Below are 25375 nucleotides of genomic sequence, written 5' to 3'. Positions count from 1 at the left end.
CCCCGGAGCCCCTCGTCACGCCCGCGCCCTCAGCAGTGCCCGTGACGGTGGCGGCGCCGCAGCACGCCCGCCGCGACCACCGCACCGGCCGCCGCACCGGCGACCAGCACCGCACGGGGATGCCCGAGCCCGGCCCGAACCGCACCGCGCGCCCGTCCCGGCACCCGCTGCTCCACGGTGTGCCCCGCCCTGCCCGCCTTGTCCTGCGCTGTACGGCCGGCCCGGCTCGCCTTGTCCTGCGCGGTGTGCCCGGCCCGGCCCGCCTTGTCCTGCACGGTGTGCCCGGCCTGCGCGGCGGAACTGCGCAGCTGCACGGTCATGGCACCGGCCTTGTCCCTGAGGTCGGCGGCCCGGGCCTTGGCGCGGCCCTTCACATCCGCCTTCCCCGCCAGCTCCTCCACGGTGTCGCCGAGCTGACCGCGGGTCTGTTCGATCTGCTGTCGCAGCTCGTCGGGCCCCTTGGCCCCGCCGGCCGGCTGTGCGGTGGAGCCGGTCCTCCTGCCGTCACCGTCGCCGCTTGTCGCGTCGGTCATCGATGCGCCCTTTCCCTGATCTGGTCCACGTCGGCCCTGACGCTGCCGAGGGTCTCCTCGGGTTTCGGGGGCACGGCGCGGCGGAGCTGGGCGCGGCCCATCATGGCCAGTACGCCCGCGATCACGAAGAGCACCGCCGTCACGATGAGCGCCGCGGCCCAGACGGGCAGCGCCAGTGAGAGCGCGGCCGTGGCCGTTCCGGCCAGCGCGAACAGACCGACGTACGCGATGGCGCCCGCGGCGCCCAGCATCCCGCCGCCCCGCCCGGCCCGCTTGCCCTTCTCGGCCAGCTCCATCTTGGCGAGGGCCACTTCCTGGCGCACGAGCCGGGAGAGCTGTTCGGTGGCCTGACCGACCAGTTCACCCACGGAGTGCTGCTCGTCGTGCACAGGCCTGGTGTGCATGGTCCCGGTCACGGTTCCGCCTCCTCTCGGTTCGGAGCACCCCGGGTACCCATGGCCGACCGGCACTACCCCTGCCCTCTCCCACCGCCGACCACGCAGCACTCCTTACACATACCTCGTAGCAGATTTAAGTGGAGCTACACGATCCGGCCGCCGACACTACTCCCATGACGACAGACGACGACCGCCCCTCCCCTCCCCCCTTCGGCCGCGCCCTGTGCGCCATGGTCACGCCCTTCACCGGGACCGGCGCGCTCGATCTCGACGGCGCACAGCGGCTCGCCGACCGGCTGGTGTCGCGGGGCTGCGACGGCCTGGTGCTGTCCGGCACCACGGGTGAGTCGCCGACCACCACGGACGCCGAGAAGGCGGCGCTGGTCACGGCGGTGCGGGAGGCGGTCGGGGACCGGGCGTCGGTCGTCGCCGGGGTGGGCACCGCCGACACTCGGCACACGGTGGAACTGGCGCTGGCCGCGGAGCGGGCCGGCGCGGACGGGCTGCTGGTGGTCACGCCGTACTACAGCAGGCCCCCGCAGGACGCCCTGGAGGCGCACTTCCTGGAGGTCGCGGACGCCTGCGGACTGCCGCTCGCCCTCTACGACATCCCGGGCCGCACCGGCACCCGCATCGAACCCGACACACTCGTCCGCCTCGCCGGTCACCCGCGGATCGTCGCCGTCAAGGACTGCTCCTACGACCTCCTCGGCACCCAGAAGGTGCTGTCCCGCTCGGACCTGGCGTACTACGCGGGCTGCGACGAGCAGGTCCTCGCCCTGTACGCGGTCGGCGCGGCGGGGTACGTCAGCACGGTCGCGAACGTCGTGCCGGACCTGTTCCGGGCCGTCCTCGACGCCTTCGACGCGGGCGACACCGGGCGGGCCGCCCGGCTCCAGCGCCGGGCGATCCCCCTCGTCGAGCCGATGATGGCCGCGGGCCTGCCCGGCACGGTCACCGCGAAGGCCCTCCTCGGGACACTGGGCCTGCCTTCGGGGCCGGTCCGCGCACCGCTGCGGCCCGCGGACCGCGAGACGACCGACAGGCTGTTGGCGACCTACGAGGAACTGGTCGCCGATACCGATCAGCTCCAGGTGTAGCCGTCCCCGAGCAGCAACGTGTGCTCCAGTACGTCCTCCGCCGGGTCGTCGATCTGCCCCACGTTGACGTTGAGGAGGCCGACCCGGGGGCCGTTGTGCGATCCGGAGGTGGTCTCGTCCGCCTGCGCGGCCCCCGCCGAACCCCAGCACACCAGCACCGCGGCGCCCGCCCCGGCCAGCCAACGCGCCACGGTCCTCGCCCGCTCGTTCGTCATACCAGGCCCCTCGTTTCGTCGGATCGGCGTCTGATCGGACTCTGCGTCCACCCGTTCATCCGCCAAGACCACCGGAAGGTCACGGGCCGTCATCCGTACGTGCGGGGGCGCTCGGAGCACGTGCTCTCATCGCGTTGGCGGTATGCTCCCCCTCCGCCTAGGGTCACCGCGATGAGCAGAAGACGCTACGTGGCCCGGGGCGTGCCGGGCGGCTACCGGATCTGGGACAACCGGGGCCGCCACTGGTGGGGCGACCTCTACGAGCTGTGCCCCGACGACCTCCTGACCGAGCTGAACGGACCCGCCGACCTCGCGCGCATCACCGCGCTGCTGAAGCGCTACCGGGCCCTGAAACGGTGAGCGCCCTCCCGACGGGCCCGCTGGGGCACGTCGGAAGGGCGGCTCGGCCGTCGGCGACCGGCTACGGCGTCAGTTGTGGCTGTGCAGGACCTCGTTCAGGCCGCCCCACACCGCGTTGTTCGGGCGGGCCTCGACCGTGCCCGTGACCGAGTTGCGGCGGAAGAGGATGTTGGAGGCGCCGGAGAGTTCGCGCGCCTTGACGACCTGGCCGTCGGGCATCGTCACCCGGGTGCCCGCGGTGACGTAGAGGCCGGCCTCGACCACGCACTCGTCGCCGAGCGCGATGCCGACGCCCGCCTCGGCGCCGACCAGGCAGCGCTCGCCGATGACGATGCGGACGTTGCCGCCGCCGGAGAGCGTGCCCATGGTGGAGGCGCCGCCGCCGATGTCGGAGCCGTCGCCGACGACCACGCCCGCGGAGATGCGGCCCTCGACCATCGAGGTGCCGAGCGTGCCCGCGTTGAAGTTGACGAAGCCCTCGTGCATGACCGTGGTGCCCGCGGAGAGGTGCGCGCCGAGCCGGACCCGGTCGGCGTCGGCGATGCGGACGCCCTTGGGGGCGACGTAGTCCGTCATGCGCGGGAACTTGTCGACGGAGGTCACCTGGAGGTGCAGGCCCTCGGCGCGGGCGTTGAGGCGCACCTTCTCGATGTCGTCCACGGCGACCGGGCCGAGCGAGGTCCAGGCGACGTTGGCCAGGTGGGCGAAGATGCCGTCCAGGTTCTGGCCGTGCGGCTCGACCAGGCGGTGGGAGAGCAGGTGCAGGCGCAGGTAGACGTCGTGCGTGTCGACCGGCTTCTCGTCCAGCGAGGCGATGACCGTGCGGACCGCGACCACTTCGACGCCCCGCCGGGCGTCCGGACCGACCGCCGCGGTCGCACCGCCGCCGAGGAGTTCGGCGGCCTGTTCGGCGGTGAGGCGCTCGGTGCCGGACGGGCCGGGGCCCTCGGCACTCGCAGCGGTCAGTTCGGGGGCCGGGAACCAGGTGTCGAGGACGGTGCCGTCGGCGGCGATCGTGGCAAGCCCGGCGGCCACGGCGCCGGTGGAGCGGGGAGCAGTCGTGTCGGTCATGAGGGCAACCTAACCGGCCGTCGCCCGCGGAAGCGAGCCGACCCCTCGGGCGTCTCGCCACCCGGGCACGGCCCCGCGGTCACCGGCCCGGTGGGATCACCCGCGCCAGTACCTCCCGCGTGTACTCCTCGTCGTACGGCGTGTCCGTCAGCAGCACCTGGAGACAGACGCCGTCCATCAGCGCGACCAGGGCCCGCGCCGTGAGCGGGTCCGTACGGTGGGCGAGCAGGTCGGCGACGCCCTCGGCCCACTCCGCCGCCACCGGACGCAGGGCGGGGCGGCGCAGCGCGGCCAGGTACAGCTCGTACTCCAGCTCCACGCCCGTGCGGTCGCCGCCCAGCCACTCTCCGAGGACGCGGGCCAGCTCGCCGGCCAGGTCGGCGTCGGGGTCCGCCAGGCCCGGGTGTGCGGCGACCACCTTGGCGAAGCCCTCGTTGGCCTGGCGCAGGGCGGCGACCAGGAGTTCGTCCAGGGTCGCGAAGTGGTACGTCGTCGAGCCGAGGGGTACGTCGGCCTCGGCGGCGACGGTGCGGTGGCTGAGGCCGGCGATGCCCTTCCGCCCGACGACCCGGATCGCCGCGTCGATGATGCGCTGACGCCGTTCGGGGTCGTAGCGGCGGCCAGACATCAGTGGGCGCCACCCAGGTTGAGGACGACGACCCCGATGATGATCAGCGCGATGCCGGCGGCCTTGGCCACGGTCATCCCCTCGCCCATGAACGCCACGCCGATCGCGGCGATCGCGGCGGTGCCCACACCGGCCCAGATGGCGTACGCCGTGCCTACGGCGAGGACCTTCAGGGTCTGGGCGAGCAGTGCGAAGGAGAGCACGTACGCGAGCGCCGTGAGCAGCGAGGGGACCAGCCTGCTGAAGCCCTCGCTGTACTTCATGGCGGTGGTCCCGGCGACCTCGGCGGCGATGGCTCCGGCCAGGAGCAGATATCCCATGTGTACGAGCGTACATAACGGAGCCCGTCCAGACACGGGAACGGCGACACCCGGTGGGTGTCGCCGTTCCTGCTATGCAGCGATGTGTGCGCAGCGGTGTGCCTCAGACGTTGAACCCCAGCGCGCGCAGCTGCTCGCGGCCGTCGTCCGTGATCTTGTCCGGGCCCCACGGCGGCATCCAGACCCAGTTGATCCGCAGCTCGTTCACGATGCCGTCCGTGGCGGACTTGGCCTGGTCCTCGATCACGTCCGTCAGCGGACAGGCCGCCGACGTCAGGGTCATGTCGATGGTCGCGATGTTGGCGTCGTCGATGTGGACGCCGTAGATCAGGCCCAGGTTGACGACGTCGATGCCCAGCTCGGGGTCCACGACGTCCAGCAGGGCCTCGCGGACCTCCTCCTCGGAGGCCGGCTTCATTTCCACGGTCTCACTCATGCCGTCGTCTCCTTCTCGGCGTCGGCGCCGTCCAGTGCCTGGGCCGTCGCGTCCTTCCAGGCCATCCAGCTCAGCAGGGCGCACTTGACCCGGGCCGGGTACTTCGAGACCCCGGCGAACGCGACCGCGTCCTCCAGGACCTCCTCCATCGCGTCGTCCGGCTCGATCCTGCCCTTGGACTGCATCAGCTCCAGGAAGGTCTCCTGGATCCGCTGCGCCTGGGCGAGGTCCTTGCCGACCAGCAGGTCGTTCAGCACGGAGGCGCTCGCCTGGCTGATCGAGCAGCCCTGGCCCTCGTAGCTGACATCGCTGATCGTCGTGCCGTCGTACTTCACGCGCAGCGTGATCTCGTCGCCGCACGTCGGGTTGACGTGGTGCACCTCGGCGTCGCCGTCCCTCAGACCACGCCCGTGCGGGTTCTTGTAGTGGTCCAGGATGACTTCCTGGTACATGGAGTCCAGCTTCATGCTCTTCGCTCGTCCCGTCAGCCGAAGAAGTTCCGTACGTGCTCCAGGCCGTCGACCAGTGCGTCGATCTCGGCCGGCGTGGAGTACAGATAGAACGACGCTCGCGTGGTCGCAGGAATTCCGTAGCGGAGGCAGACGGGGCGGGCGCAGTGGTGGCCGACCCGCACCGCGATGCCCTGCTCGTCGAGGACCTGGCCCACATCGTGCGGGTGGATGTCGCCGAGCGCGAAGCTGATCGCCGCGCCGCGCTCCTCGGCCGTCGTCGGGCCGATGATGCGCAGGTCCGGGACCTCCAGCAGGCGCTTGACCGCGTACTCGGTCAGCGCGTGCTCATGGGCCTGGATCTTGTCCATGCCGATCGAGTTGAGGTAGTCGATCGCCGCGCCCAGACCGACCGCCTGCGCGATCGGGGGCGTGCCCGCCTCGAACTTGTGGGGAGCCGGGGCGTACGTGGAGGAGTGCATCGAGACCGTCTCGATCATCTCGCCGCCGCCGAGGAAGGGCGGGAGGTCCTCCAGCAGTTCCTGGCGGCCCCACAGGACGCCGATGCCCGTCGGGCCGCACATCTTGTGGCCGGTGAAGGCCACGAAGTCGGCCTGGAGGGCCTGTACGTCCATCGGCATGTGCGGCGCGGCCTGGGAGGCGTCGATGCAGACGAGCGCGCCGACCTCCTGGGCGCGGCGCACGATCGCCTCGACCGGGTTCTGGGTGCCCAGGATGTTGGAGACCAGCACGAAGGAGACGATCTTCGTCTTCTCCGTGATGACCTCCTCGATGTTCGAGAGGTCGAGGCGGCCGTCGTCCGTGAGGCCGAACCAGCGGAGCTTCGCGCCGGTGCGCTGCGCCAGCAGCTGCCACGGCACGATGTTGGAGTGGTGCTCCATCTCCGTGATGACGATCTCGGTGTCGGAGTCCACGCGGTAGGGGTCGTCGGCCCAGCCCAGCATGTTCGCGACCAGGTTGAGCGACTCCGAGGCGTTCTTCGTGAAGATCACCTCGTCGCGGGAGGGCGCGTTGATGAACTCCGCGACCTTGTCCCGCGCGCCCTCGTACAGTGCCGTGGCCTCCTCGGCGAGGACGTGCACGCCACGGTGGACGTTGGCGTTGTAGCGCTCGTAGTACTCGCTGAGCGCGTCCAGCACCTGGCGCGGCTTCTGCGAGGTCGCCGCGTTGTCCAGGTAGACGAGCTTCTGCCCGTCGTGGACCTGGCGGTCCAGGATCGGGAAGTCCTTGCGGATCGCCTCGCCCAAAAGATTGGACTCGGTGAGGAGGCCCGGCAGCTGTGTCACTCGGATGCGCCGCCCTTCGTGTATGCCTCGTAGCCCTCGGCCTCCAGCTTGTCGGCCAGCTCGGCGCCGCCCGACTCGGCGATGCGGCCGCCTGCGAAGACGTGGACGTGGTCGGGCTTGATGTAGCGCAGGATGCGCGTGTAGTGGGTGATCAGCAGGGTGCCGACCTCGCCCGACTCGTGGACGCGGTTGACGCCCTCGGAGACGACGCGCAGGGCGTCGACGTCGAGGCCGGAGTCGGTCTCGTCGAGGATCGCGATCTTCGGCTTGAGCAGCTCCAGCTGGAGGATCTCGTGGCGCTTCTTCTCACCGCCGGAGAAGCCCTCGTTGACGTTGCGCTCGGCGAAGGCGGGGTCCATGTTGAGGCGCTCCATGGCCTCCTTGACCTCCTTCACCCAGTGGCGCAGCTTGGGGGCCTCGCCGCGGACGGCGGTGGCGGAGGTGCGCAGGAAGTTGGAGACCGAGACGCCGGGGACCTCGACCGGGTACTGCATCGCGAGGAACAGGCCGGCGCGGGCGCGCTCGTCGACGGACATCTCCAGGACGTCCTCGCCGTCGAGGGTGACGGTGCCGCCGGTGATCGTGTACTTGGGGTGACCCGCGAGGGAGTAGGCGAGGGTCGACTTGCCGGAGCCGTTCGGGCCCATGATGGCGTGCGTCTCGCCCTGCTTCACGGTGAGGTCGACGCCCTTGAGGATCTCCTTCGTGGCGTTGTCGGCCTCGACGGTGACGTGCAGGTCTCGGATTTCAAGCGTTGCCATGGGTGCCTCAGGACTCCTGGGTGAGGGAGACGAGCACGTCGTCCCCTTCGATCTTTACGGGGTATACGGGGACGGGGCGCGTCGCCGGAAGACTGTCGGGCTTGCCGGAACGGAGGTCGAAGCGCGAGCCGTGCAGCCAGCACTCGATGTGGCAGTCGTCGACCTCGCCCTCGGCGAGGGAGACGTTCGCGTGCGAGCAGATGTCGTGGATCGCGAACAGCTCGCCCTCGGTGCGCACGACGGAGATCGGCGTGCCGTCGAGTTCCACCCGCTTCGGGGTGTCCTCCTCCAGCTCGCCCGCTCCACAGACGCGTACGAAGGTCATGCGACCGACGCCTCCAGCTCCTCTTCGATCTTGGCGAGCAGACGCTCCTCGATGTCCGCGACACCGATCTGCTGGACCAGCTCGGCGAAGAAGCCGCGGACCACCAGACGGCGGGCGTCGATCTCGGGGATGCCGCGCGCCATCAGGTAGAAGAGCTGCTCGTCGTCGAAGCGGCCGGTGGCGGAGGCGTGGCCGGCGCCGACGATCTCGCCGGTCTCGATCTCCAGGTTCGGCACCGAGTCGACCCGCGCGCCGTCCGTGAGGACGAGGTTGCGGTTCATCTCGTAGGTGTCGGTGCCCTCGGCCACGGCCTCGATGAGCACGTCGCCGATCCAGACCGCGTGCGCGTCGTCGCCCTGCAGCGCGCCCTTGTAGACGACGTTGGACTTGCAGTGCGGGACGTTGTGGTCGACCAGGAGGCGGTGCTCCTGGTGCTGGCCCTGGTCGGTGAAGTACAGGCCGAACAGCTCGGCCTCGCCGCCGGGTCCTGCGTAGGCGACGCGCGGGTGCAGCCGGACCAGGTCGCCGCCGAAGGTGACCACGAACGACTTGAAGGTCGCGTCCCGGCCGATCAGCGCGTTGTGCTGGCCGACGTGCACGGCCTTGTCGTCCCAGTCCTGGACGGAGACGACGGTCAGCTTGGCGCCGTCGCCCAGGACGTAGTCGACGTTGGCCGCGAGTACCGCGTCACCGGTGTGGTCGATGACGACCACGGCCTCGGCGAAGGCACCCAGCTCGACGACCTGGTGGGCGTAGGCGGTGCCGCCCTCGCCGTGCACGGCGATGCGGATCGGCTCGGTGAGGACCGTCTCCTTGGGGACGGTGAGCACGCCGGCCTTCTCGAACGCCGAGTAGGCCTGGGCGGCGACCCGGTCCACGGGGGTGCCGGCCCTGCCGATGCGCGCGTCGTCACGGCCGACGGTCTCCACGACGACGCCCTCGGGCGCGTCGATGTCGACCTTCACGCCGTCGCCGGTGGCGACCGCGGTGCCGTCGTGCAGCCCGCGCAGCCGCTCCAGCGGCGTGAACCGCCACTCCTCCTCGCGGCCGTGCGGGACCGGGAAGTCCGCCACGTCGAAGGACGCGGGCGTGCTCATGCGCGTGGCGACGGTCGACTCGGCGGCCACCGCGATCTGGCCCGCGGTGGTGGACCCCACGGGGATGTTCTGAGCCTCAGCCATGGCTGTCGGTCTGCTCTCTTCCTACGTCAGAAATCTGGCGACTGCTTCGGGGGCGGGTCTTAACCGACCGCGCCTTCCATCTGCAGCTCGATCAGCCGGTTGAGCTCGAGGGCGTACTCCATCGGCAGCTCCTTGGCGATCGGCTCGACGAAGCCGCGCACGATCATCGCCATCGCCTCGAACTCGCTCAGACCGCGGCTCATCAGGTAGAAGAGCTGGTCCTCGGAGACCTTGGAGACGGTCGCCTCGTGGCCCATGGACACGTCGTCCTCGCGGACGTCCACGTAGGGGTACGTGTCGGAGCGGGAGATGGTGTCGACGAGCAGCGCGTCGCACAGCACGTTCGACTTGGAGCCGTGGGCGCCCTCGCCGATCTCCACGAGACCGCGGTAGGACGTACGGCCGCCGCCGCGTGCCACGGACTTGGAGACGATGTTGGAGGACGTGTTCGGCGCCATGTGGACCATCTTGGAGCCGGCGTCCTGGTGCTGGCCCTCGCCCGCGAAGGCGATGGACAGGGTCTCGCCCTTGGCGTGCTCGCCCATCAGATAGACGGCCGGGTACTTCATCGTCACCTTGGAGCCGATGTTGCCGTCGATCCACTCCATGGTCGCGCCCTCGTACGCCACGGCGCGCTTGGTGACCAGGTTGTAGACGTTGTTCGACCAGTTCTGGATGGTCGTGTAGCGGCAGCGGGCGTTCTTCTTGACGATGATCTCGACGACCGCGGAGTGCAGCGAGTCCGACTTGTAGATCGGAGCCGTGCAGCCCTCGACGTAGTGCACGTAGGCACCCTCGTCGACGATGATCAGGGTCCGCTCGAACTGGCCCATGTTCTCCGTGTTGATACGGAAGTAGGCCTGGAGCGGGATCTCGACGTGCACACCCTTCGGCACGTAGATGAAGGAGCCGCCGGACCACACCGCGCTGTTCAGCGAGGCGAACTTGTTGTCGCCGACGGGGATGACGGTCCCGAAGTACTCCTTGAAGAGCTCCGGGTGCTCCTTCAGGGCCGTGTCGGTGTCCAGGAAGATGACGCCCTGCTCCTCCAGGTCCTCGCGGATCTGGTGGTAGACGACCTCGGACTCGTACTGGGCCGCGACACCGGCGACGAGGCGCTGCTTCTCCGCCTCGGGGATGCCGAGCTTGTCGTACGTGTTCTTGATGTCCTCGGGCAGGTCCTCCCAGGACTCCGCCTGCTTCTCCGTGGAGCGCACGAAGTACTTGATGTTGTCGAAGTCGATGCCCGACAGGTCCGAGCCCCAGTTCGGCATGGGCTTCTTCTCGAAGAGGCGCAGGCCCTTGAGGCGGAGCTTGGTCATCCACTCCGGCTCGTTCTTCTTCGCGGAGATGTCGCGGACGACGTCCTCGTTGATGCCGCGCTTGGCAGAGGCGCCGGCCGTGTCGGAGTCGGCCCAGCCGTATTCGTACTTGCCCAGGCCCTCGAGCTCAGGGTGAGCAGTCTCCGTGGGGAGAGTCATGCGGGGTTCCTCCCGGCCGTGCTTGCAGATGCGTTAGCGGTGTTCGTGGGCGCTTGCGCCGCCGTGGGCGGCGCGTGCGAAGTCTTCGGAATGAACGTGGTGCAGACCCCGTCGCCGTGCGCGATGGTCGCGAGCCGCTGTACATGAGTACCGAGCAGCTCGGCGAAAAATTCCGTCTCCGCCTCGCACAGCTGCGGAAACTGCTCTGCGACGTGGGCGACCGGGCAGTGGTGCTGGCACAGCTGCTCGCCCTGCTGGGGGTGGGGTGCGCTCCGCGCGGTAGCAGCGTACCCGTCCGCGCTCAGGGCCTTGGCCAGCGCTTCCGTGCGCTTTTCGGCCGGGACGGACTCGACCGCCTTGCGGTACGCGCCTCCCTGGGCGGCGATCCGGGCGCGGGCGAAGGCGGCGATCGCCTGCTCCCCGCCCTCCTGCCGACCGATCCAGCGCAGGGCGTCCGCGGCCAGCTTGTCGTACGACTGGTCGAAGGCGTCCCGGCCGCAGTCGGTGAGCGCGAAGACCTTGGCGGGCCGCCCGCGCGTGCGCGTGCCGTAGACCCGCTGCTCACGGGCTTCGACCACGTCGTCGGCGACCAGCGCGTCGAGATGGCGCCGGACGGCGGCCTGGGTGAGGCCCAGACGCCCGGCGAGCTCGGCGACGGTCGACGGCCCGTGGTCCAGGATGGATCGCGCGACGCGGTTGCGGGTCGACCGCTCACCGGTCGCGAGTTCCTCCTGCGGAGCCTCGCCAACGTTTTTCACAACGCCATTGTTGCGTAATTCCTCCGGGGTCGGCAAGCCGCGTCCGGATCTTCGTGCGGTGCCCTGCGTCACTTAGGTACACCTAACCTGACCTGCGGAAACGATCTTTGATCGATCAATCCGGTGGCGCCCCGGACCGGCCTGCGGGACACTCCCCGGCATGCCCACACCCCCTCCCACCGGCCCACTCGTCACCCGCGGCACGATCGCCGCCGGGCTGCGCGAGCTGGGTGTGCGGACCGACGACACCCTCCTCGTGCACTCCTCCCTCAGCTCCCTCGGCTGGGTCTGCGGAGGTCCGGTCGCGGTCGTCCAGGGACTGCTCGACGCGCTCGGCCCGGACGGCACGCTGGTGGTCCCCACCCAGACCGGCGACCTCTCGGACCCGGCCCTGTGGAAGAGCCCGCCGGTGCCCGAGGAATGGTGGGACACCGTCCGGACCGCGATGCCCGCCTACGACCCGCTGATCACGCCCTCGCGCGGGGTCGGGGTGCTCCCGGAGACCGTGCGCACCTGGCCGGGCGCCCTGCGCAGCGCACACCCGCAGACGTCCTTCGCGGCGCTCGGCCCCCGCGCCGCCGAGGTGGTCTCCGGCCACGCGACCGACTGCCGGCTGGGCGAGCGCAGCCCGCTGGCGACGCTGGAGCGGATGGGCGCCCAGGTGCTGCTGCTCGGCGCGGGCTTCGAGGCCTGCACGGGCTTCCACCTCGCCGAGTACCGGATTCCGTCCCCGCTGGTGGAGGTGGGGCGGCCCGGGCCGGTGGGCTGGGAGCGCGTGACCGAGGTGTCGATCACCTCGGACCGGTTCGACGAGCTGGGCCACGACTTCGAACGCGACCGGCCCGTCGTACGGGGGCGGGTCGGCGCGGCCGTCACGCTGCTGTTCCCGCTGGCGGACGCGGTCGCCTACGCGGAGCGCTGGCTGCCGCTGCACCGTCCCCGTGAGTGACGGCCCGGCGACCGGCCTCGGGGGGCGTGCCCGGTCGCGTGCCCGCGCGCACCGGCACCGGTGAGCGGCCCGCACGGGGCCTCGCGAGCCCGGCGCACCCCGCGAGCGACGGCTCACGGGACCCTGAGCGCCGTACGCCGAGCGACGGCCCGGGCGACCGGCCTCGAGCGACGTACCGGTTCGCGTGCCCGCCGCACCGGCACCGGTGAGCGGCCCGCACGGGGCCTCGCGAGCCCGGCGCACCCCGCGAGCGACGGCTCACCGGACCCTGAGCGCCGTACGCCGTCCCGGTGCGCAAGCGTTCACCGGCCCGCACGAGCGCCCCGTGCGCCCACCCCTCCGGAGGAGATCCCGCACCCCCGCGCCTGAGCCCCCGGCCGCGTACCTAGACTCGTGACCCATGCGAAGCGAGCCCGTGGTCCAGGTCCAGGCCCTGGTGAAGCGGTACGGCACGAAGACCGCGGTGGACGGCCTCGACCTGGTGGCCCGGGCGGGTGTCACCGCCGTGCTCGGCCCCAACGGGGCGGGCAAGACGACCACGGTCGAGACCTGCGAGGGGTACCGGAAGCCCGACTCCGGCACGGTGCGCGTGCTGGGCCTCGACCCGGTGGCACAGGGCTCCGAGCTGCGGCCCCGGATCGGCGTGATGCTCCAGTCCGGCGGGGTCTACTCCGGCGCCCGCGCGGACGAGATGCTGCGCCACGTCGCGAAGCTGCACGCCCATCCCCTGGACGTCGACGCGCTGATCGAGCGGCTCGGTCTCGGCTCGTGCGGCCGGACGACGTACCGCAGGCTCTCCGGCGGCCAGCAACAGCGGCTCGCCCTCGCGATGGCCGTGGTCGGCCGCCCCGAGCTGGTGTTCCTGGACGAGCCGACCGCCGGCCTGGACCCGCAGGCCCGCCGCGCCACCTGGGACCTGGTGAGGGATCTGCGGGGCGACGGGGTCTCCGTCATCCTCACCACCCACCACATGGACGAGGCCGAGCAGCTGGCCGACGACGTCGCCATCATCGACGCCGGCCGGGTCATCGCGCAGGGCTCGCCCGAGGAGCTGTGCCGCGGCGGCGCCGAGAACACCCTGCGGTTCTCCGGACGGCCAGGACTGGACGTCGCCTCCCTGCTCAAGGCGCTGCCCGCGGACTCCGCGGCCGCCGAGTTGACCCCGGGCTCCTACCGCGTCAACGGCAAGGTCGACCCCCAGCTGCTGGCCACGGTGACCTCCTGGTGTGCCCAGCACGGGGTGATGCCGGACCGCATCTCGGTGGAGCGGCACACCCTGGAGGACGTCTTTCTGGAGCTCACGGGCAAGGAGTTGCGCTCATGATTTCGGGCAAGGCAGACGTCGGCCGGGGGTCCGGGGGTTGTTCCCCGGGAAGACACAGCTTGGAGCTGACGGGCAAGGAACTGCGCTCATGACGACGACGCCCACCGGCACCTACACGCCGAAGCCCGGTGCCGCGCCGCTCGGCCGCATGATCGCGACCCAGGCCGTGCTGGAGACGAAGATGCTGCTGCGCAACGGCGAGCAGCTGCTGCTGACGGTGATCATCCCGACGCTGCTGCTCGTCCTGTTCAGCTCCGTGGACATCATCGACACCGGCGCCGGCGAGGCCGTCGACTTCCTCGCGCCCGGCATCCTGGCGCTCGCCGTGATGTCGACGGCGTTCACCGGGCAGGCCATCGGCACCGGCTTCGAGCGCCGGTACGGGGTGCTGAAGCGGCTGGCCGCCTCGCCGCTGTCGCGCTGGGGCCTGATGACCGCGAAGACGGTGTCCGTGCTGGTCACCGAGGTGCTCCAGATCGTGCTGCTGACGGTGATCGCCTTCGCGCTGGGCTGGTCGCCGCACGGCAACCCGTTCGCCGTGCTGCTGCTCCTGGTCCTCGGCACGGCCGCCTTCTCCGGGCTCGGGCTGCTCATGGCGGGCACGCTGAAGGCGGAGGCCACACTGGCCGCCGCCAACCTGGTCTTCCTGCTGCTGCTCGTGGGCGGCGGGGTGATCGTGCCGCTGGACGAGTTCCCGGACGCGGCGCAGAGCGTGCTGGGGCTGCTGCCGATCTCCGCCCTGTCGGACGGGCTGCGGGACGTCCTCCAGCACGGCGCCGGGATGCCCTGGGGCGACCTGGGAATCCTCGCCGTCTGGGCGGTCGTGGGGCTCGTGGCGGCCGGGAAGTTCTTCCGCTGGGAGTGAGGACGCGTGCGAGAGACGGGGCCCCCTCGTGAAAGCGTGCACAAGCGGGCGCCTACGATGGACGGCGTGCCAAACGTGACCCGCGCCGACGCCGCAGCCGCCGTGCGCAATCCGCTCGCCTTCATCGCCGCGCGCTGGACCCCGGAGCCCCGGACGGTCCAGCGGGCGGCCCTCGCCGCGCTCGTCATGGCGGTGGCCATCGTCGTCACCGGCGGTGCCGTGCGCCTGACCGGCTCGGGCCTCGGCTGCCCGACCTGGCCCAAGTGCACCGACGACTCGCTGACCACCACCAGCGAGATGGGCTTCCACGGCGTCATCGAGTTCGGCAACCGCCTGCTGACCTACGTGCTGTGCGCCGCGGTCGGCTGGGCGATCATCGCCGCGCGGTCGCAGAAGCCGTACCGGCGTGGCCTGACGCGGCTGGGCTGGCTTCAGTTCTGGATCGTGATGGGCAATGCCATCCTCGGCGGCATCGTGGTCCTGGTCGGCCTCAACCCGTACACCGTCGCGGCCCACTTCCTGCTGTCGACCGCGCTGATCGCGGTCGCGACCGTGATGTGGCAGCGCACCCAGGAGGGCGACGCGGCACCGCGCCCCCTGGTCGGCAAGGCCGTCCAGCAGCTGGTGTGGGCGATGATCGGCGTCTCCGTACTGCTGATCGCGGTCGGCACGGTGGTCACCGGCGCCGGTCCGCACGCGGGCGACTCCAGCGACGTCCCCCGGATGCCGCTCGACTGGGAGACGGTGACCAAGGTGCACGCCGTGCTGGCGTGGATCGTGGTGACGCTGACGTTCGCCCTGTGGTTCGTCCTGAAGGCGGTCGACGCGCCCAAGGGCCCGCTGGCCCGCACCCGCGACCTGTTCCTGGTGCTGCTCGCGCAGGGGGCCATCGGCTACGTCCAGTACTTCACCGACCTGCCCGAGGTCCTGGTCGGCCTGCACATGTTCGGCTCGTGCGTGATGTGGATCGCGGCGCTGAGGGTGCTGCTGGCGCTGCGCGAGCGGCCGGAGGAGACGGCCGGTGTGCCCGGCCCGGCGGTGGAGTCGACGCTCACACGGGCCTGAAAGGGCTGACGTTCCCGGCGGAGGACGCCGGTACCTGCTCCAGGCCGTACACCCGCCCCGCGTTCCCCGACGCGATCATGCCCGCCACCCGCTGCGCGTCCCCGAGGGACCAGGCCCCCTCGGCCACCCAGGTGCCCAGCACCCGTCCCAGGGCCTCGCGGAACAGCCGGGCGGCGACCACGTGCAGTTCCGGCAGACCCTGGGCGCCGCTGGAGAACAGGATCTTGCCGAAGGGGGCCAGCTCCAGGATCTCCGCGAGGACCGTCGCGGCGCGGGCGCCGGTGCGTACCAGGGCGGCGCCCGAGTCGGCGTAGACGTGCGGGAAGACGCCGGCGAGGTGGGCGGCGTGGCGGTGGTACGGGTAGCCGTGCAGCAGGACCAGGTCGGTGCCGAGGCCGGCGGTGGCCCGCACGAAGTCCGTCAGCAGGACCGGGTCGGTGCGGTCGATGCGCAGGCCGGGCTCGCCGAGGCCCGCGTGCAGCTGGAGCGGCAGGCCCGAGGCCACGGCGATCCACAGCAGGTGCCGCAGGAGCACCGGGTCGCTCAGCTCACCGCCGACCTCGCGTCCGGTCAGCCAGCGGGCGGCGGCGCCGCGCACCTCGCCGGGGCCGGGCGGTTCCGGTGCGAGCGCCAGTCCGTGCCGTACCCCGGCGACGGAGGTGAAGGCGACCGCGTTCGCGGCGGCGCCGTGCACCGCCTCGGCGAGGTTGGCGAGGAAGGAGTCGACGGTGCCGGAGGTGTCGGCGACCTGCTCGGCCAGCAGTTCGAGGCGCACGATCTCGTGGGCGTCCGCGCCCGCCGCGGAAGCCATCTCGGCGGGGCCGGTGAGGTCGCCGGGCAGGCCCGCGTCGACCAGGTACGTCGTGATGCCGCTGCCGCGCAGCAGCCGGCGGTCGGCCTCCATGACGCCGAGCTCTCGGCGCCGGGCCAGATAGCGGGCGGGCGGGCAGTGCGGTTCCAGTCCGAGCAGGGGCGGGCACCAGCGGCGTACCGCGAAGCCGGTCTGGGTGTCGAAGAGGGTGGTGCCCGGGGCGGGCGGTCCCTCGGTGCGGGCCAGCCGGGCCTCGAAGGTGCCGAGGCCCAGCTCCGTTCTCAGGACGCCGTGGCAGTACTGGTCCACCAGGGACGGCGTTTCGATCATCCGGACTCCCCGTGATGGGACCGTGCGCCTTATGGCTCGTGCGCCCTATGGCTCGTGCGCCTTCACGGCTCGCGCGCCATACGGCTTCCTACGGTCCTAACGGGTGAACCCGGTCTCAGGTGTTGCTCGGCCCGCCCACCTGGATGCCCGCCATGCGCGACCACTCGTAGGGGCCGGTCTCCACCTTGGCCGCGAACTCGCCGTCGAAGTCCTCGTGGACGGTGATCCCGGACTTCTCCACGGCCTTCTGCGCCGTCTCGTAGGAGCGCGCGACCAGGTCGCCCCAGGCGCCGTCCGCGCCGACGAGCACGATCCGGGCGCCGCTCTCACCGAGGTAGGCCACCTGGCCCTCGGCGCCGCCGTGCGCCTTGGAGAAGGAGTCGATCCGCCCGGCCAGCCGGGCCACCCGGCGCTCGGCCCACCGGTCGGCCTTCGTCTCAACCTGCTGCGTGTCTGCCATGACCAGGATGCTACCGACGGGTAGATCAAACGGCGACGGGCGGGGTGCGTGGCCTTGACCACGCACCCCGCCCGTCGGAGCCTTTTACGATCGGCCTTTTACAAGGAGATCCTCAGCGCAGGAAGGGATCAACCGCGATCGCCAGGAACAGCACCGACACATAGGTGATGGACCAGTGGAAGAGCCGCATCTCCTTGAGCTTGCCGCCCGTGGCCTCGGCCTTGGCGCGGTTCTGCAGCCCGTGCGCCTCCCACAGCCACATGCCGCCGGCCAGCAGGGCGACCGCCGTGTAGAACCAGCCGGTGTAGCCGAGCGGCGTCAGCAGCAGCGACACGGCGACCATCACCCAGCTGTAGATGACGATCTGCCGGGCCACGACCTTGTTGGAGGCGATGACCGGGAGCATCGGCACGCCCACGCGCGCGTAGTCCTCCTTGACCTTCATGGACAGCGGCCAGTAGTGCGGCGGCGTCCAGAAGAACATCACCCCGAAGAGGATGATCGGCGCCCAGGACATCGAGTCGGTCACGGCCGACCAGCCGATGAGTACCGGCAGACAGCCGGCGATGCCGCCCCAGACGATGTTCTGCGAGGTGCGCCGCTTGAGGATCATCGTGTAGACGACGACGTAGAAGAGGAGCGCGCCGAGCGAGAGCCAGGCCGACAGCCAGTTGACGGTGAGGCCGAACAGCAGCGTCGAGACGATGGCCAGCGTGATGCCGAAGACGAGGCATTCGGCCGGGCTGACCATGCCGGTCACCAGCGGACGCTGCGAGGTGCGGTCCATCAGCGCGTCGATGTCGCGGTCGATGTACATGTTCAGCGCGTTGGCGCCGCCCGCGGACAGGTAGCCGCCGACGCAGGTCAGCAGCACCAGCTTAAGATCCGGAACACCCTGCTCGGCGAGGAACATCACCGGAACGGTGGTGATCAGCAGCAGCTCGATGATCCGCGGCTTGGTCAACGCCACGAACGCCTTGACACGGGCCCCGAACGGCCGGTGACTCGGGCTCTGGCTCGTCCCGATAACCCCCGCAGGACGGGATTCAACGGCCGTCACGCACACCCCTGACAGAGACTCCCAGCAAGCCCGACCGTGTGAAGTGGCGGTAAAGGCTCGCGCGTACCACGCCACTTTAGACGTTGCCCATACCTCGGCCTTCGCGGGGGTGGGGTCGTGTTGAAGGGGGCGCTGAAGGGGGTGCTCCGACGTGCGTTCGGGGAGTCGATTGAGCGGTCAGATGAGCGGCTCCGTATTCACTTGCCGAATGCGGTTTCGCCCAGTCGACAGGCGGATCCAAGAGAGTCCCGGCAGTCTGGTTTCCAGCGGAAAAACGCACGTACTTACGGGGGTAGGCTCAACAACGGCCGGCCGACTCAGGACGCGCCGGCAGCCGGTGGGCGCCCACGTGCACCGGCATCCGACATGTGGAGAGGAGCCCTGACTCAGGGTGAGCACCAAGCCGACCACCACAGACCTCGAGTGGACCGAACTGGACCAGCGGGCCGTGGACACCGCCCGCGTCCTGGCCGCCGATGCCGTACAGAAGGTTGGCAACGGCCATCCGGGTACGGCGATGAGCCTGGCGCCCGCCGCCTACACCCTCTTCCAGAAGGTGATGCGGCACGACCCCGCCGACGCGAACTGGGTCGGACGCGACCGTTTCGTGCTGTCCGCCGGCCACTCGTCGCTGACCCTCTACACCCAGCTCTACCTGGCCGGCTTCGGCCTGGAGCTGGCGGACCTGGAGTCCTTCCGCACGTGGGGCTCCAAGACCCCGGGTCACCCCGAGTACGGCCACACCACGGGCGTGGAGACGACGACCGGCCCGCTCGGCCAGGGTGTCGCCAACGCGGTGGGCATGGCGATGGCCGCCCGCTACGAGCGCGGTCTGTTCGACCCGGAGGCCGCCGAGGGCGAGTCCCCGTTCGACCACTTCATCTACTGCGTCGCCGGTGACGGCTGCCTCCAGGAGGGCATCTCCGCCGAGGCCTCCTCCCTCGCGGGCCACCAGAAGCTCGGCAACCTGGTCCTGCTGTGGGACGACAACCACATCTCGATCGAGGGCGACACCGAGACCGCCGTCTCCGAGGACACCTGCAAGCGGTACGAGGCGTACGGCTGGCACGTGCAGCGCGTCGCCCCGAAGCCGGACGGCGACCTGGACCCGAACGCGCTCTACGACGCGATCGAGGCGGCGAAGCAGGTCCCCGACCGGCCGTCCTTCATCGCCATGCGCTCGATCATCGCCTGGCCCGCCCCGAACGCCCAGAACACCGAGGCCGCGCACGGCTCGGCGCTCGGCGACGACGAGGTCGCGGCGACCAAGCGGGTTCTGGGCTTCGACCCGGAGAAGTCCTTCGAGGTCTCCGACGAGGTCATCGGCCACACCCGGCAGGCGCTGGAGCGGGGCCAGGCGGCCCGCGCGGTGTGGGAGAAGTCCTTCCAGCAGTGGCGGGACAACAACCCCGACCGCGCCGCCGAGTACGAGCGGGTCGCCAAGGGCGAGCTGCCGGGGGGCTGGGAGGAGAAGATCCCGGTCTTCGAGACCGGCAAGGGTGTCGCCACCCGCGCCGCGTCCGGCAAGGTCCTCCAGGCGCTCGGCGCGATCGTCCCCGAGCTGTGGGGCGGCTCGGCCGACCTGGCCGGCTCGAACAACACGACGATCGACAAGACGTCGTCCTTCCTCCCGGCGGACAACCCGCTGCCCGAGGCTGACCCGTACGGCCGCACGATTCACTTCGGTATCCGCGAGCACGCGATGGCCGCCGAGATGAACGGCATCGCGCTGCACGGCAACACCCGCATCTACGGCGGAACGTTCCTGGTCTTCTCGGACTACATGCGCAACGCCGTCCGGCTGTCGGCGCTGATGCACCTGCCGGTGACGTACGTGTGGACGCACGACTCCATCGGTCTGGGCGAGGACGGCTCGACCCACCAGCCCGTCGAGCACCTCGCCTCGCTGCGCGCCATCCCGGGTCTGAACGTGGTCCGCCCGGCCGACGCCAACGAGACCGCCATCGCCTGGCGCGAGATCCTGCGCCGCTGGACGAAGGAGTTCGGCAAGGGCCAGCCGCACGGTCTGGCGCTGACCCGCCAGGGTGTGCCGACGTACGAGCCCAACGAGGACGCGGCCAAGGGCGGCTACGTGCTGTTCGAGGCGGACGGCGGCGAGGCCGAGGTCGTCCTCATCGCCACCGGTTCCGAGGTGCACGTCGCCGTGGAGGCGCGCGAGCGGCTCCAGGCCGACGGTGTGCCGACCCGCGTGGTGTCCATGCCGTCCGTCGAGTGGTTCGAGCAGCAGGACCAGGGGTACCGGGACAGCGTCCTGCCCCCGTCCGTGAGGGCCCGTGTCGCGGTGGAGGCCGGGATCGGCCTGACCTGGCACAAGTACGTGGGGGACGCCGGCCGCATCGTTTCCCTGGAGCACTTCGGTGCTTCGGCGGACGGCAAGGTGCTCTTCCGCGAGTTCGGCTTCACTGCCGAGAACGTGGCCGCCGCCGCCCGGGAATCGCTGACCGCAGCTCAGCGCTGACGCTCGTACATACGACACGTAGGAGATGCATTTTCCATGACAGACGCACTCAAGCGCCTCTCCGATGAAGGCGTCGCGATCTGGCTGGACGACCTGTCGCGCAAGCGGATCACGTCCGGCAACCTCGCCGAGCTGATCGACCAGCAGCACGTCGTGGGCGTCACCACCAACCCGTCGATCTTCCAGAAGGCGATCTCGCAGGGCGACGGCTACGACCAGCAGCTCTCCGACCTCGCCTTCCGCAAGGTCACGGTCGAAGAGGCCGTCCGCATGATCACCACGGCGGACGTCCGCGACGCCGCCGACGTCCTGCGCCCCGTCTTCGACGCCACCGGCGGCAAGGACGGCCGGGTCTCCATCGAGGTCGACCCGCGCCTCGCGCACAACACCAAGGCGACGGCCGCCGAGGCCAAGCAGCTCGCCTGGCTGGTGGACCGGCCGAACACCTTCATCAAGATCCCGGCCACCGAGGCGGGCCTGCCGGCGATCGCCGAGACGATCGGCCTGGGCATCAGCGTCAACGTCACGCTGATCTTCTCGCTGGAGCGCTACCGCCTGGTCATGGACGCCTTCCTCACCGGCCTGGAGAAGGCCAAGGAGCGCGGCCTGGACCTCTCGCAGATCCACTCGGTGGCGTCCTTCTTCGTGTCCCGCGTGGACACCGAGATCGACAAGCGGCTCGACGCGCTCGGCACCGACGAGGCCAAGGCCCTGCGCGGCAAGGCCGCCGTCGCCAACGCCCGTCTCGCCTACCAGGCGTACGAGGAGATCTTCGCCTCCGACCGCTGGAACGCCCTGGAGAAGGCCGGCGCCAACAAGCAGCGTCCGCTGTGGGCGTCGACCGGCGTGAAGGACAAGGCGTACAGCGACACCATGTACGTCACCGACCTGGTCGCGCCCAACACGGTCAACACCATGCCGGAGGCCACGCTGGAGGCCACCGAGGACCACGGCGAGATCACCGGCAACACGGTCGCCGGCACCTACGAGCAGGCCCGCGCCGACCTCGACGCGGTCGAGAAGCTCGGGATCGGCTACGACGAGGTGGTCCAGCTGCTGGAGAAGGAGGGCGTCGACAAGTTCGAGGACTCCTGGACGGACCTGCTGAAGTCGACCGAGGCGGAGCTGAAGCGCCTCGCCCCCTCGGAGGGCTAAAACATTGTCAAGCAGCAACCCGCTGCGTGACCCCGCAGACCGACGGCTCCCGCGTATCGCGGGGCCGTCGGGTCTGGTCATCTTCGGCGTCACCGGCGACCTCTCCCGCAAGAAGCTCATGCCCGCCGTGTACGACCTCGCCAACCGGGGTCTGCTGCCGCCGGGCTTCTCGCTCGTCGGGTTCGCCCGCCGCGACTGGGAACACGAGGACTTCGCCCAGGTCGTGCACGACGCCGTCAAGGAACATTCGCGCACGCCGTTCCGCGAGGAGGTCTGGCAGCAGCTCAGCCAGGGCATGCGCTTCGTCCAGGGCACCTTCGACGACGACGAGGCGTTCGAGCGGCTGCGCGGCACCATCGACGAACTGGACAAGGCGCAGGGCACGGGCGGCAACTTCGCCTTCTACCTGTCGGTGCCGCCGAAGTCCTTCCCGGTGGTCATCCAGCAGCTGAAGAAGCACCAGCTGGCCGACCAGTCGAGCGGCTCCTGGCGCCGTGCGGTGATCGAGAAGCCGTTCGGCCACGACCTGAGGTCGGCCGAGGAGCTCAACGGGATCGTCCACGAGGTCTTCGCCCCGGACCAGGTCTTCCGCATCGACCACTACCTGGGCAAGGAGACCGTCCAGAACATCCTGGCGCTGCGCTTCGCCAACACGATGTTCGAGCCGATCTGGAACCGGTCCTACGTCGACCACATCCAGATCACGATGGCCGAGGACATCGGCATCGGCGGCCGGGCCGGCTACTACGACGGCATCGGCGCCGCCCGTGACGTCATCCAGAACCACCTCCTCCAACTGCTCGCGCTGACCGCCATGGAGGAGCCCGCCTCCTTCGACGCGGACGCGCTGGCCGCCGAGAAGACCAAGGTGCTCGGCGCGGTCCGGCTCCCCAAGGACCTGGGCCGGGACACCGTGCACGCCCAGTACGCGGCGGGCTGGCAGGGCGGCGCGAAGGCCGTCGGCTACCTCGAAGAGGACGGCATCGACCCCAAGTCGAAGACCGACACCTACGCCGCGATCAAGGTCGGCATCGACAACCGCCGCTGGGCGGGCGTCCCCTTCTACCTGCGCACCGGCAAGCGCCTGGGCCGCCGGGTCACCGAGATCGCGGTCGTCTTCCAGCGCGCCCCGCACTCCCCCTTCGACTCCACGGCCACCGAGGAACTCGGCTCGAACGCGATCGTCGTCCGCGTCCAGCCCGACGAGGGCGTCACCGTCCGCTTCGGCTCCAAGGTGCCGGGCACGTCGATGGAGATCCGGGACGTGTCCATGGACTTCGCGTACGGCGAGTCCTTCACGGAGTCGAGCCCGGAGGCGTACGAGCGCCTCATCCTGGACGTGCTGCTCGGCGACGCCAACCTCTTCCCGCGCACCGAGGAGGTCGAGCTGTCCTGGAAGATCCTCGACCCGATCGAGCAGTACTGGGACGAGCACGGCGCTCCGGCCCAGTACTCGGCGGGCACCTGGGGGCCCGTCGAGGCGGACCACATGCTCGAACGAGACGGACGGAGCTGGCGCCGCCCATGAAGACAGACCTCACGGACACCACGGCCAGCAAGATCAACAAGGCGCTGGTGCTGGGCCGCCGGGCGATCGGCACCCCGGCCATCGGCATGGTGCTCACGCTGGTCATCGTCACCGACGAGGAGAACGCCTACGACGCGCTGAAGGCCGCGAGCGACGCCGCGCACGAGCACCCCTCGCGCACGCTCGTCGTCATCAAGCGCGTCTCGCGTTCGCCCCGGGACCGTACGAAGTCCCGGCTGGACGCCGAGGTACGGCTCGGCGCCGACGCGGGCACCGGCGAGACGATCGTGCTGCGGCTGTACGGCGACGTCGTCGACCACGCCCAGTCGGTGGTCCTGCCGCTGCTGCTGCCGGACGCGCCGGTCGTGGTGTGGTGGCCGGTGAACGCGCCGCTGGACCCGGCGAAGGACCCCCTGGGCGCCCTCGCCCAGCGCCGGGTCACCGACACCTACGCCTGCGAGGAGCCGGTACGGGAGCTGGCCGCCCGCGCCGACGCCTACGCGCCGGGCGACACCGACCTGTCCTGGACCCGCATCACGCCGTGGCGTTCGATGCTGGCGGCGGCCCTGGACCAGGTCGACTGCGAGGTGCGGTCGGTCGAGGTGGAGGGCGAGGAGTACAACCCGAGCTGCGAGCTGCTCGCGATGTGGCTCGCCGACCGGCTGGACGTCCCGGTGCAGCGCTCCGCGTCGAACGGTCCGGGTCTGACGGCGGTCCGGCTGGACACCGACTGCGGCCCGGTCGTCCTGGACCGGGCCGACGGCTCGCTGGCGAACCTGTCCATCCAGGGCCAGCCGGCCCGCGCGGTGGCGCTCAAGCGCCGCGAGACGGCCGAGCTGATCGCGGAGGAGCTGCGGCGCCTGGACCCGGACGACACGTACGCCTCGGCGCTGCGGTACGGGGTGCACCGGCTGAACGCGCCGGACGCGCCGGACGCCCCGGGCAAAGGGGGCTCCGGCGGCGGGGCCGTCGCGGTCCCCGCTCCCGTCGAGACGGCTGCGAAAGCTCCCCCGAAGGACGCGGCGCAGGAGAAGACACCGGTGAAGAAGGCGGCGGCGAAGTGAGCACTCCCCAGCTGGTCGTGCACCGCGACAAGGAGCTGATGGCCGAGGCCGCGGCGGCCCGGCTGATCACGAGGATCGTGGACGCGCAGGCCTCCCGGGGCAGCGCGTCCGTGGTCCTGACCGGCGGCCGCAACGGCAACGGCCTGCTGGCCGCGATCGCCGGGTCCCCGGCCCGGGACGCCGTCGACTGGGCCCGCCTCGACCTGTGGTGGGGCGACGAACGCTTCCTGCCGGAGGGCGACCCGGAGCGCAATGTCACCCAGGCGCGCGAGGCGCTGCTCGACTCGGTGCCGCTGGACCCGAAGCGGGTGCACGCGATGCCGGCGTCGGACGGCCCGCACGGCTCGGACGTGGAGGCCGCGGCGGCGGCGTACGCGCGGGAACTGGCCGAGGCATCGGTCCCCGAGAACCACGCGTCGGTCCCGTCCTTCGACGTCCTCCTCCTGGGCGTGGGCCCGGACACGCACGTGGCGTCACTCTTCCCGGAACATCCGGGCGTACGGGAGACCGAGCGCACGGTGATCGGCGTCCACGGCTCCCCCAAGCCGCCGCCCACCCGCGTCTCCCTGACCCTGCCGGCCATCCGCACGGCCCGTGAGGTGTGGCTGCTCGCGGCAGGCGAGGACAAGGCGAACGCGGTCGCGATGGCCCTGTCGGGCGCGGGCGAGATCCAGGCCCCGGCGGCGGGCGCGCAGGGCCGCGCCCGCACCCTGTGGCTCCTGGACACGACGGCGGCTTCACAACTACCGAGGTCGCTGTACCCGCCGGCGTCGGCGTAACCGGGCATCGTCCGAGGCCCCCGACCGTGTGCGTTCGCTCTCGCGGTCGGGGGCGTTGCCCGTCCGGTGGTCCTACGAGGAGCGCTTAAGAGGTCGTTTTCTCCTGGACTGCCCGCGTATCGAGTGGTTTTCAGACCGGCAGGGTGTGGTGCTCGTGCTGCTGGAGATTCGGGGTGGTTCTTG

General features: G+C 70.8%; 28 protein-coding genes. 11 read left to right on the top strand and 17 right to left on the bottom strand.

Going from position 1 to position 25375, the window contains the following annotated elements; all coding sequences use genetic code 11:
• Nucleotides 1–29: 29 nt before the first annotated feature.
• Together ACFCZF_RS19635 and ACFCZF_RS19630 are read right to left on the bottom strand one after the other, a co-directional pair.
• The gene (locus tag ACFCZF_RS19635; RefSeq protein WP_376672722.1) at nt 30–533 is read right to left on the bottom strand and encodes a DUF3618 domain-containing protein; all 504 of its coding nucleotides are present in this window, start codon (nt 531–533) and stop codon (nt 30–32) included.
• Nucleotides 530–949: a phage holin family protein gene (locus tag ACFCZF_RS19630; RefSeq protein ID WP_375923385.1), complete on the bottom strand. Its 420-nt coding sequence runs from the start codon at nt 947–949 to the stop codon at nt 530–532. Before ACFCZF_RS19630 ends, ACFCZF_RS19635 begins: the two co-directional genes overlap by 4 nt.
• Before the next feature lie 155 nt (nt 950–1104).
• Between ACFCZF_RS19630 and dapA the strand changes: the two genes are divergently transcribed.
• Complete coding sequence (gene dapA / locus ACFCZF_RS19625) at nt 1105–2031, top strand: 4-hydroxy-tetrahydrodipicolinate synthase (RefSeq protein ID WP_376672721.1); 927 nt, start codon at nt 1105–1107, stop codon at nt 2029–2031.
• Here the strand turns inward: dapA and ACFCZF_RS19620 are convergent.
• Nucleotides 2016–2246, bottom strand: a complete 231-nt coding sequence (locus ACFCZF_RS19620; RefSeq protein ID WP_310873961.1) for a hypothetical protein — start codon at nt 2244–2246, stop codon at nt 2016–2018. The two genes, dapA and ACFCZF_RS19620, sit on opposite strands and share 16 nt — an antisense overlap.
• A 171-nt stretch (nt 2247–2417) precedes the next feature.
• Between ACFCZF_RS19620 and ACFCZF_RS19615 the strand changes: the two genes are divergently transcribed.
• Entirely contained in the window at nt 2418–2606 is a 189-nt protein-coding gene (locus ACFCZF_RS19615; RefSeq protein WP_376672720.1) for a hypothetical protein, read from the top strand.
• A gap of 69 nt (nt 2607–2675) precedes the next feature.
• Here ACFCZF_RS19615 and dapD read toward each other — a convergent pair whose 3' ends face one another.
• The 11 genes from dapD to ACFCZF_RS19560 form a co-directional block, all read right to left on the bottom strand.
• A complete protein-coding gene (dapD, locus tag ACFCZF_RS19610; RefSeq protein ID WP_376672719.1) occupies nt 2676–3677 on the bottom strand; it encodes a 2,3,4,5-tetrahydropyridine-2,6-dicarboxylate N-succinyltransferase in 1002 nt (333 codons plus the stop codon).
• 79 nt (nt 3678–3756) lie between these two features.
• Complete coding sequence (locus ACFCZF_RS19605) at nt 3757–4305, bottom strand: TetR/AcrR family transcriptional regulator (RefSeq protein WP_376672718.1); 549 nt, start codon at nt 4303–4305, stop codon at nt 3757–3759.
• Nucleotides 4305–4625 (bottom strand): DMT family transporter, encoded by a 321-nt coding sequence (locus tag ACFCZF_RS19600; RefSeq protein WP_376672717.1) that lies wholly within the window; start codon nt 4623–4625, stop codon nt 4305–4307. The genes ACFCZF_RS19605 and ACFCZF_RS19600 overlap by 1 nt, the downstream gene beginning before the upstream one ends.
• Before the next feature lie 103 nt (nt 4626–4728).
• Nucleotides 4729–5061: a metal-sulfur cluster assembly factor gene (locus ACFCZF_RS19595; RefSeq protein WP_055416328.1), complete on the bottom strand. Its 333-nt coding sequence runs from the start codon at nt 5059–5061 to the stop codon at nt 4729–4731.
• Nucleotides 5058–5528: a Fe-S cluster assembly sulfur transfer protein SufU gene (gene sufU, locus ACFCZF_RS19590; RefSeq protein WP_030868583.1), complete on the bottom strand. Its 471-nt coding sequence runs from the start codon at nt 5526–5528 to the stop codon at nt 5058–5060. The genes ACFCZF_RS19595 and sufU overlap by 4 nt, the downstream gene beginning before the upstream one ends.
• Nucleotides 5529–5545: 17 nt before the next feature.
• Nucleotides 5546–6817: a cysteine desulfurase gene (locus ACFCZF_RS19585; protein WP_375923372.1), complete on the bottom strand. Its 1272-nt coding sequence runs from the start codon at nt 6815–6817 to the stop codon at nt 5546–5548.
• On the bottom strand, nt 6814–7578 hold the full coding sequence (gene sufC / locus ACFCZF_RS19580; RefSeq protein WP_376672716.1) for a Fe-S cluster assembly ATPase SufC: 765 nt from the start codon (nt 7576–7578) through the stop codon (nt 6814–6816). The genes ACFCZF_RS19585 and sufC overlap by 4 nt, the downstream gene beginning before the upstream one ends.
• Before the next feature lie 7 nt (nt 7579–7585).
• A complete protein-coding gene (locus tag ACFCZF_RS19575) occupies nt 7586–7903 on the bottom strand; it encodes a non-heme iron oxygenase ferredoxin subunit (RefSeq protein WP_279565804.1) in 318 nt (105 codons plus the stop codon).
• Nucleotides 7900–9084: a Fe-S cluster assembly protein SufD gene (gene sufD / locus ACFCZF_RS19570; protein ID WP_376672715.1), complete on the bottom strand. Its 1185-nt coding sequence runs from the start codon at nt 9082–9084 to the stop codon at nt 7900–7902. The genes ACFCZF_RS19575 and sufD overlap by 4 nt, the downstream gene beginning before the upstream one ends.
• Before the next feature lie 59 nt (nt 9085–9143).
• Nucleotides 9144–10565 (bottom strand): Fe-S cluster assembly protein SufB, encoded by a 1422-nt coding sequence (sufB, locus tag ACFCZF_RS19565; RefSeq protein WP_003976894.1) that lies wholly within the window; start codon nt 10563–10565, stop codon nt 9144–9146.
• A complete protein-coding gene (locus ACFCZF_RS19560; RefSeq protein WP_376672714.1) occupies nt 10562–11323 on the bottom strand; it encodes a helix-turn-helix transcriptional regulator in 762 nt (253 codons plus the stop codon). Before ACFCZF_RS19560 ends, sufB begins: the two co-directional genes overlap by 4 nt.
• Nucleotides 11324–11483: 160 nt before the next feature.
• On the opposite strand from ACFCZF_RS19560, the gene ACFCZF_RS19555 reads away from it, so the two are divergent.
• The 4 genes from ACFCZF_RS19555 (at nt 11484) to ACFCZF_RS19540 (ending at nt 15526) form a co-directional block, all read left to right on the top strand.
• Nucleotides 11484–12272 (top strand): aminoglycoside N(3)-acetyltransferase, encoded by a 789-nt coding sequence (locus tag ACFCZF_RS19555; protein ID WP_376672713.1) that lies wholly within the window; start codon nt 11484–11486, stop codon nt 12270–12272.
• Between the two features lie 400 nt (nt 12273–12672).
• Nucleotides 12673–13596 (top strand): ABC transporter ATP-binding protein, encoded by a 924-nt coding sequence (locus ACFCZF_RS19550; protein ID WP_376672712.1) that lies wholly within the window; start codon nt 12673–12675, stop codon nt 13594–13596.
• Between the two features lie 88 nt (nt 13597–13684).
• Nucleotides 13685–14461: an ABC transporter permease gene (locus tag ACFCZF_RS19545; protein WP_376672711.1), complete on the top strand. Its 777-nt coding sequence runs from the start codon at nt 13685–13687 to the stop codon at nt 14459–14461.
• Nucleotides 14462–14518: 57 nt separating this feature from the next.
• The gene (locus ACFCZF_RS19540; RefSeq protein ID WP_376672710.1) at nt 14519–15526 is read left to right on the top strand and encodes a heme A synthase; all 1008 of its coding nucleotides are present in this window, start codon (nt 14519–14521) and stop codon (nt 15524–15526) included.
• Here ACFCZF_RS19540 and ACFCZF_RS19535 read toward each other — a convergent pair.
• From ACFCZF_RS19535 to ACFCZF_RS19525, 3 genes are all read right to left on the bottom strand, one after another.
• Nucleotides 15513–16667 carry an amidohydrolase family protein gene (locus ACFCZF_RS19535; protein ID WP_375923347.1) on the bottom strand — a complete coding sequence of 385 codons (1155 nt, stop codon included), beginning with the start codon at nt 16665–16667 and terminating at the stop codon, nt 15513–15515. The genes ACFCZF_RS19540 and ACFCZF_RS19535 overlap by 14 nt on opposite strands.
• A 115-nt stretch (nt 16668–16782) precedes the next feature.
• Nucleotides 16783–17127 (bottom strand): hypothetical protein, encoded by a 345-nt coding sequence (locus ACFCZF_RS19530; RefSeq protein ID WP_375923344.1) that lies wholly within the window; start codon nt 17125–17127, stop codon nt 16783–16785.
• A 112-nt stretch (nt 17128–17239) separates the two neighbouring features.
• Nucleotides 17240–18193 carry a heme o synthase gene (locus ACFCZF_RS19525; RefSeq protein ID WP_375925150.1) on the bottom strand — a complete coding sequence of 318 codons (954 nt, stop codon included), beginning with the start codon at nt 18191–18193 and terminating at the stop codon, nt 17240–17242.
• A gap of 385 nt (nt 18194–18578) precedes the next feature.
• Here ACFCZF_RS19525 and tkt point away from each other — a divergent pair, with 385 nt between their 5' ends.
• Genes tkt through pgl form a run of 5 tightly spaced genes read left to right on the top strand, consistent with a single transcriptional unit; the run spans nt 18579 to nt 25192 of the window.
• Complete coding sequence (gene tkt, locus ACFCZF_RS19520; RefSeq protein WP_376672709.1) at nt 18579–20666, top strand: transketolase; 2088 nt, start codon at nt 18579–18581, stop codon at nt 20664–20666.
• A gap of 36 nt (nt 20667–20702) precedes the next feature.
• Nucleotides 20703–21821, top strand: a complete 1119-nt coding sequence (gene tal, locus ACFCZF_RS19515; RefSeq protein WP_375925154.1) for a transaldolase — start codon at nt 20703–20705, stop codon at nt 21819–21821.
• 4 nt (nt 21822–21825) lie between these two features.
• Nucleotides 21826–23349 (top strand): glucose-6-phosphate dehydrogenase, encoded by a 1524-nt coding sequence (gene zwf, locus ACFCZF_RS19510; protein ID WP_376672708.1) that lies wholly within the window; start codon nt 21826–21828, stop codon nt 23347–23349.
• Entirely contained in the window at nt 23346–24413 is a 1068-nt protein-coding gene (opcA, locus tag ACFCZF_RS19505; RefSeq protein WP_376672707.1) for a glucose-6-phosphate dehydrogenase assembly protein OpcA, read from the top strand. The genes zwf and opcA overlap by 4 nt, the downstream gene beginning before the upstream one ends.
• Nucleotides 24410–25192 (top strand): 6-phosphogluconolactonase, encoded by a 783-nt coding sequence (gene pgl / locus ACFCZF_RS19500; protein WP_375925160.1) that lies wholly within the window; start codon nt 24410–24412, stop codon nt 25190–25192. Before opcA ends, pgl begins: the two co-directional genes overlap by 4 nt.
• The last annotated feature ends 183 nt before the right edge of the window (nt 25193–25375 follow it).

The organism is Streptomyces sp. NPDC056296, from assembly GCF_042268605.1.
GTDB lineage: Bacteria > Actinomycetota > Actinomycetes > Streptomycetales > Streptomycetaceae > Streptomyces.
The sequence above is the reverse complement of the archived record's forward strand: the minus strand, read 5'-3'. Positions and strand labels throughout refer to the sequence as shown.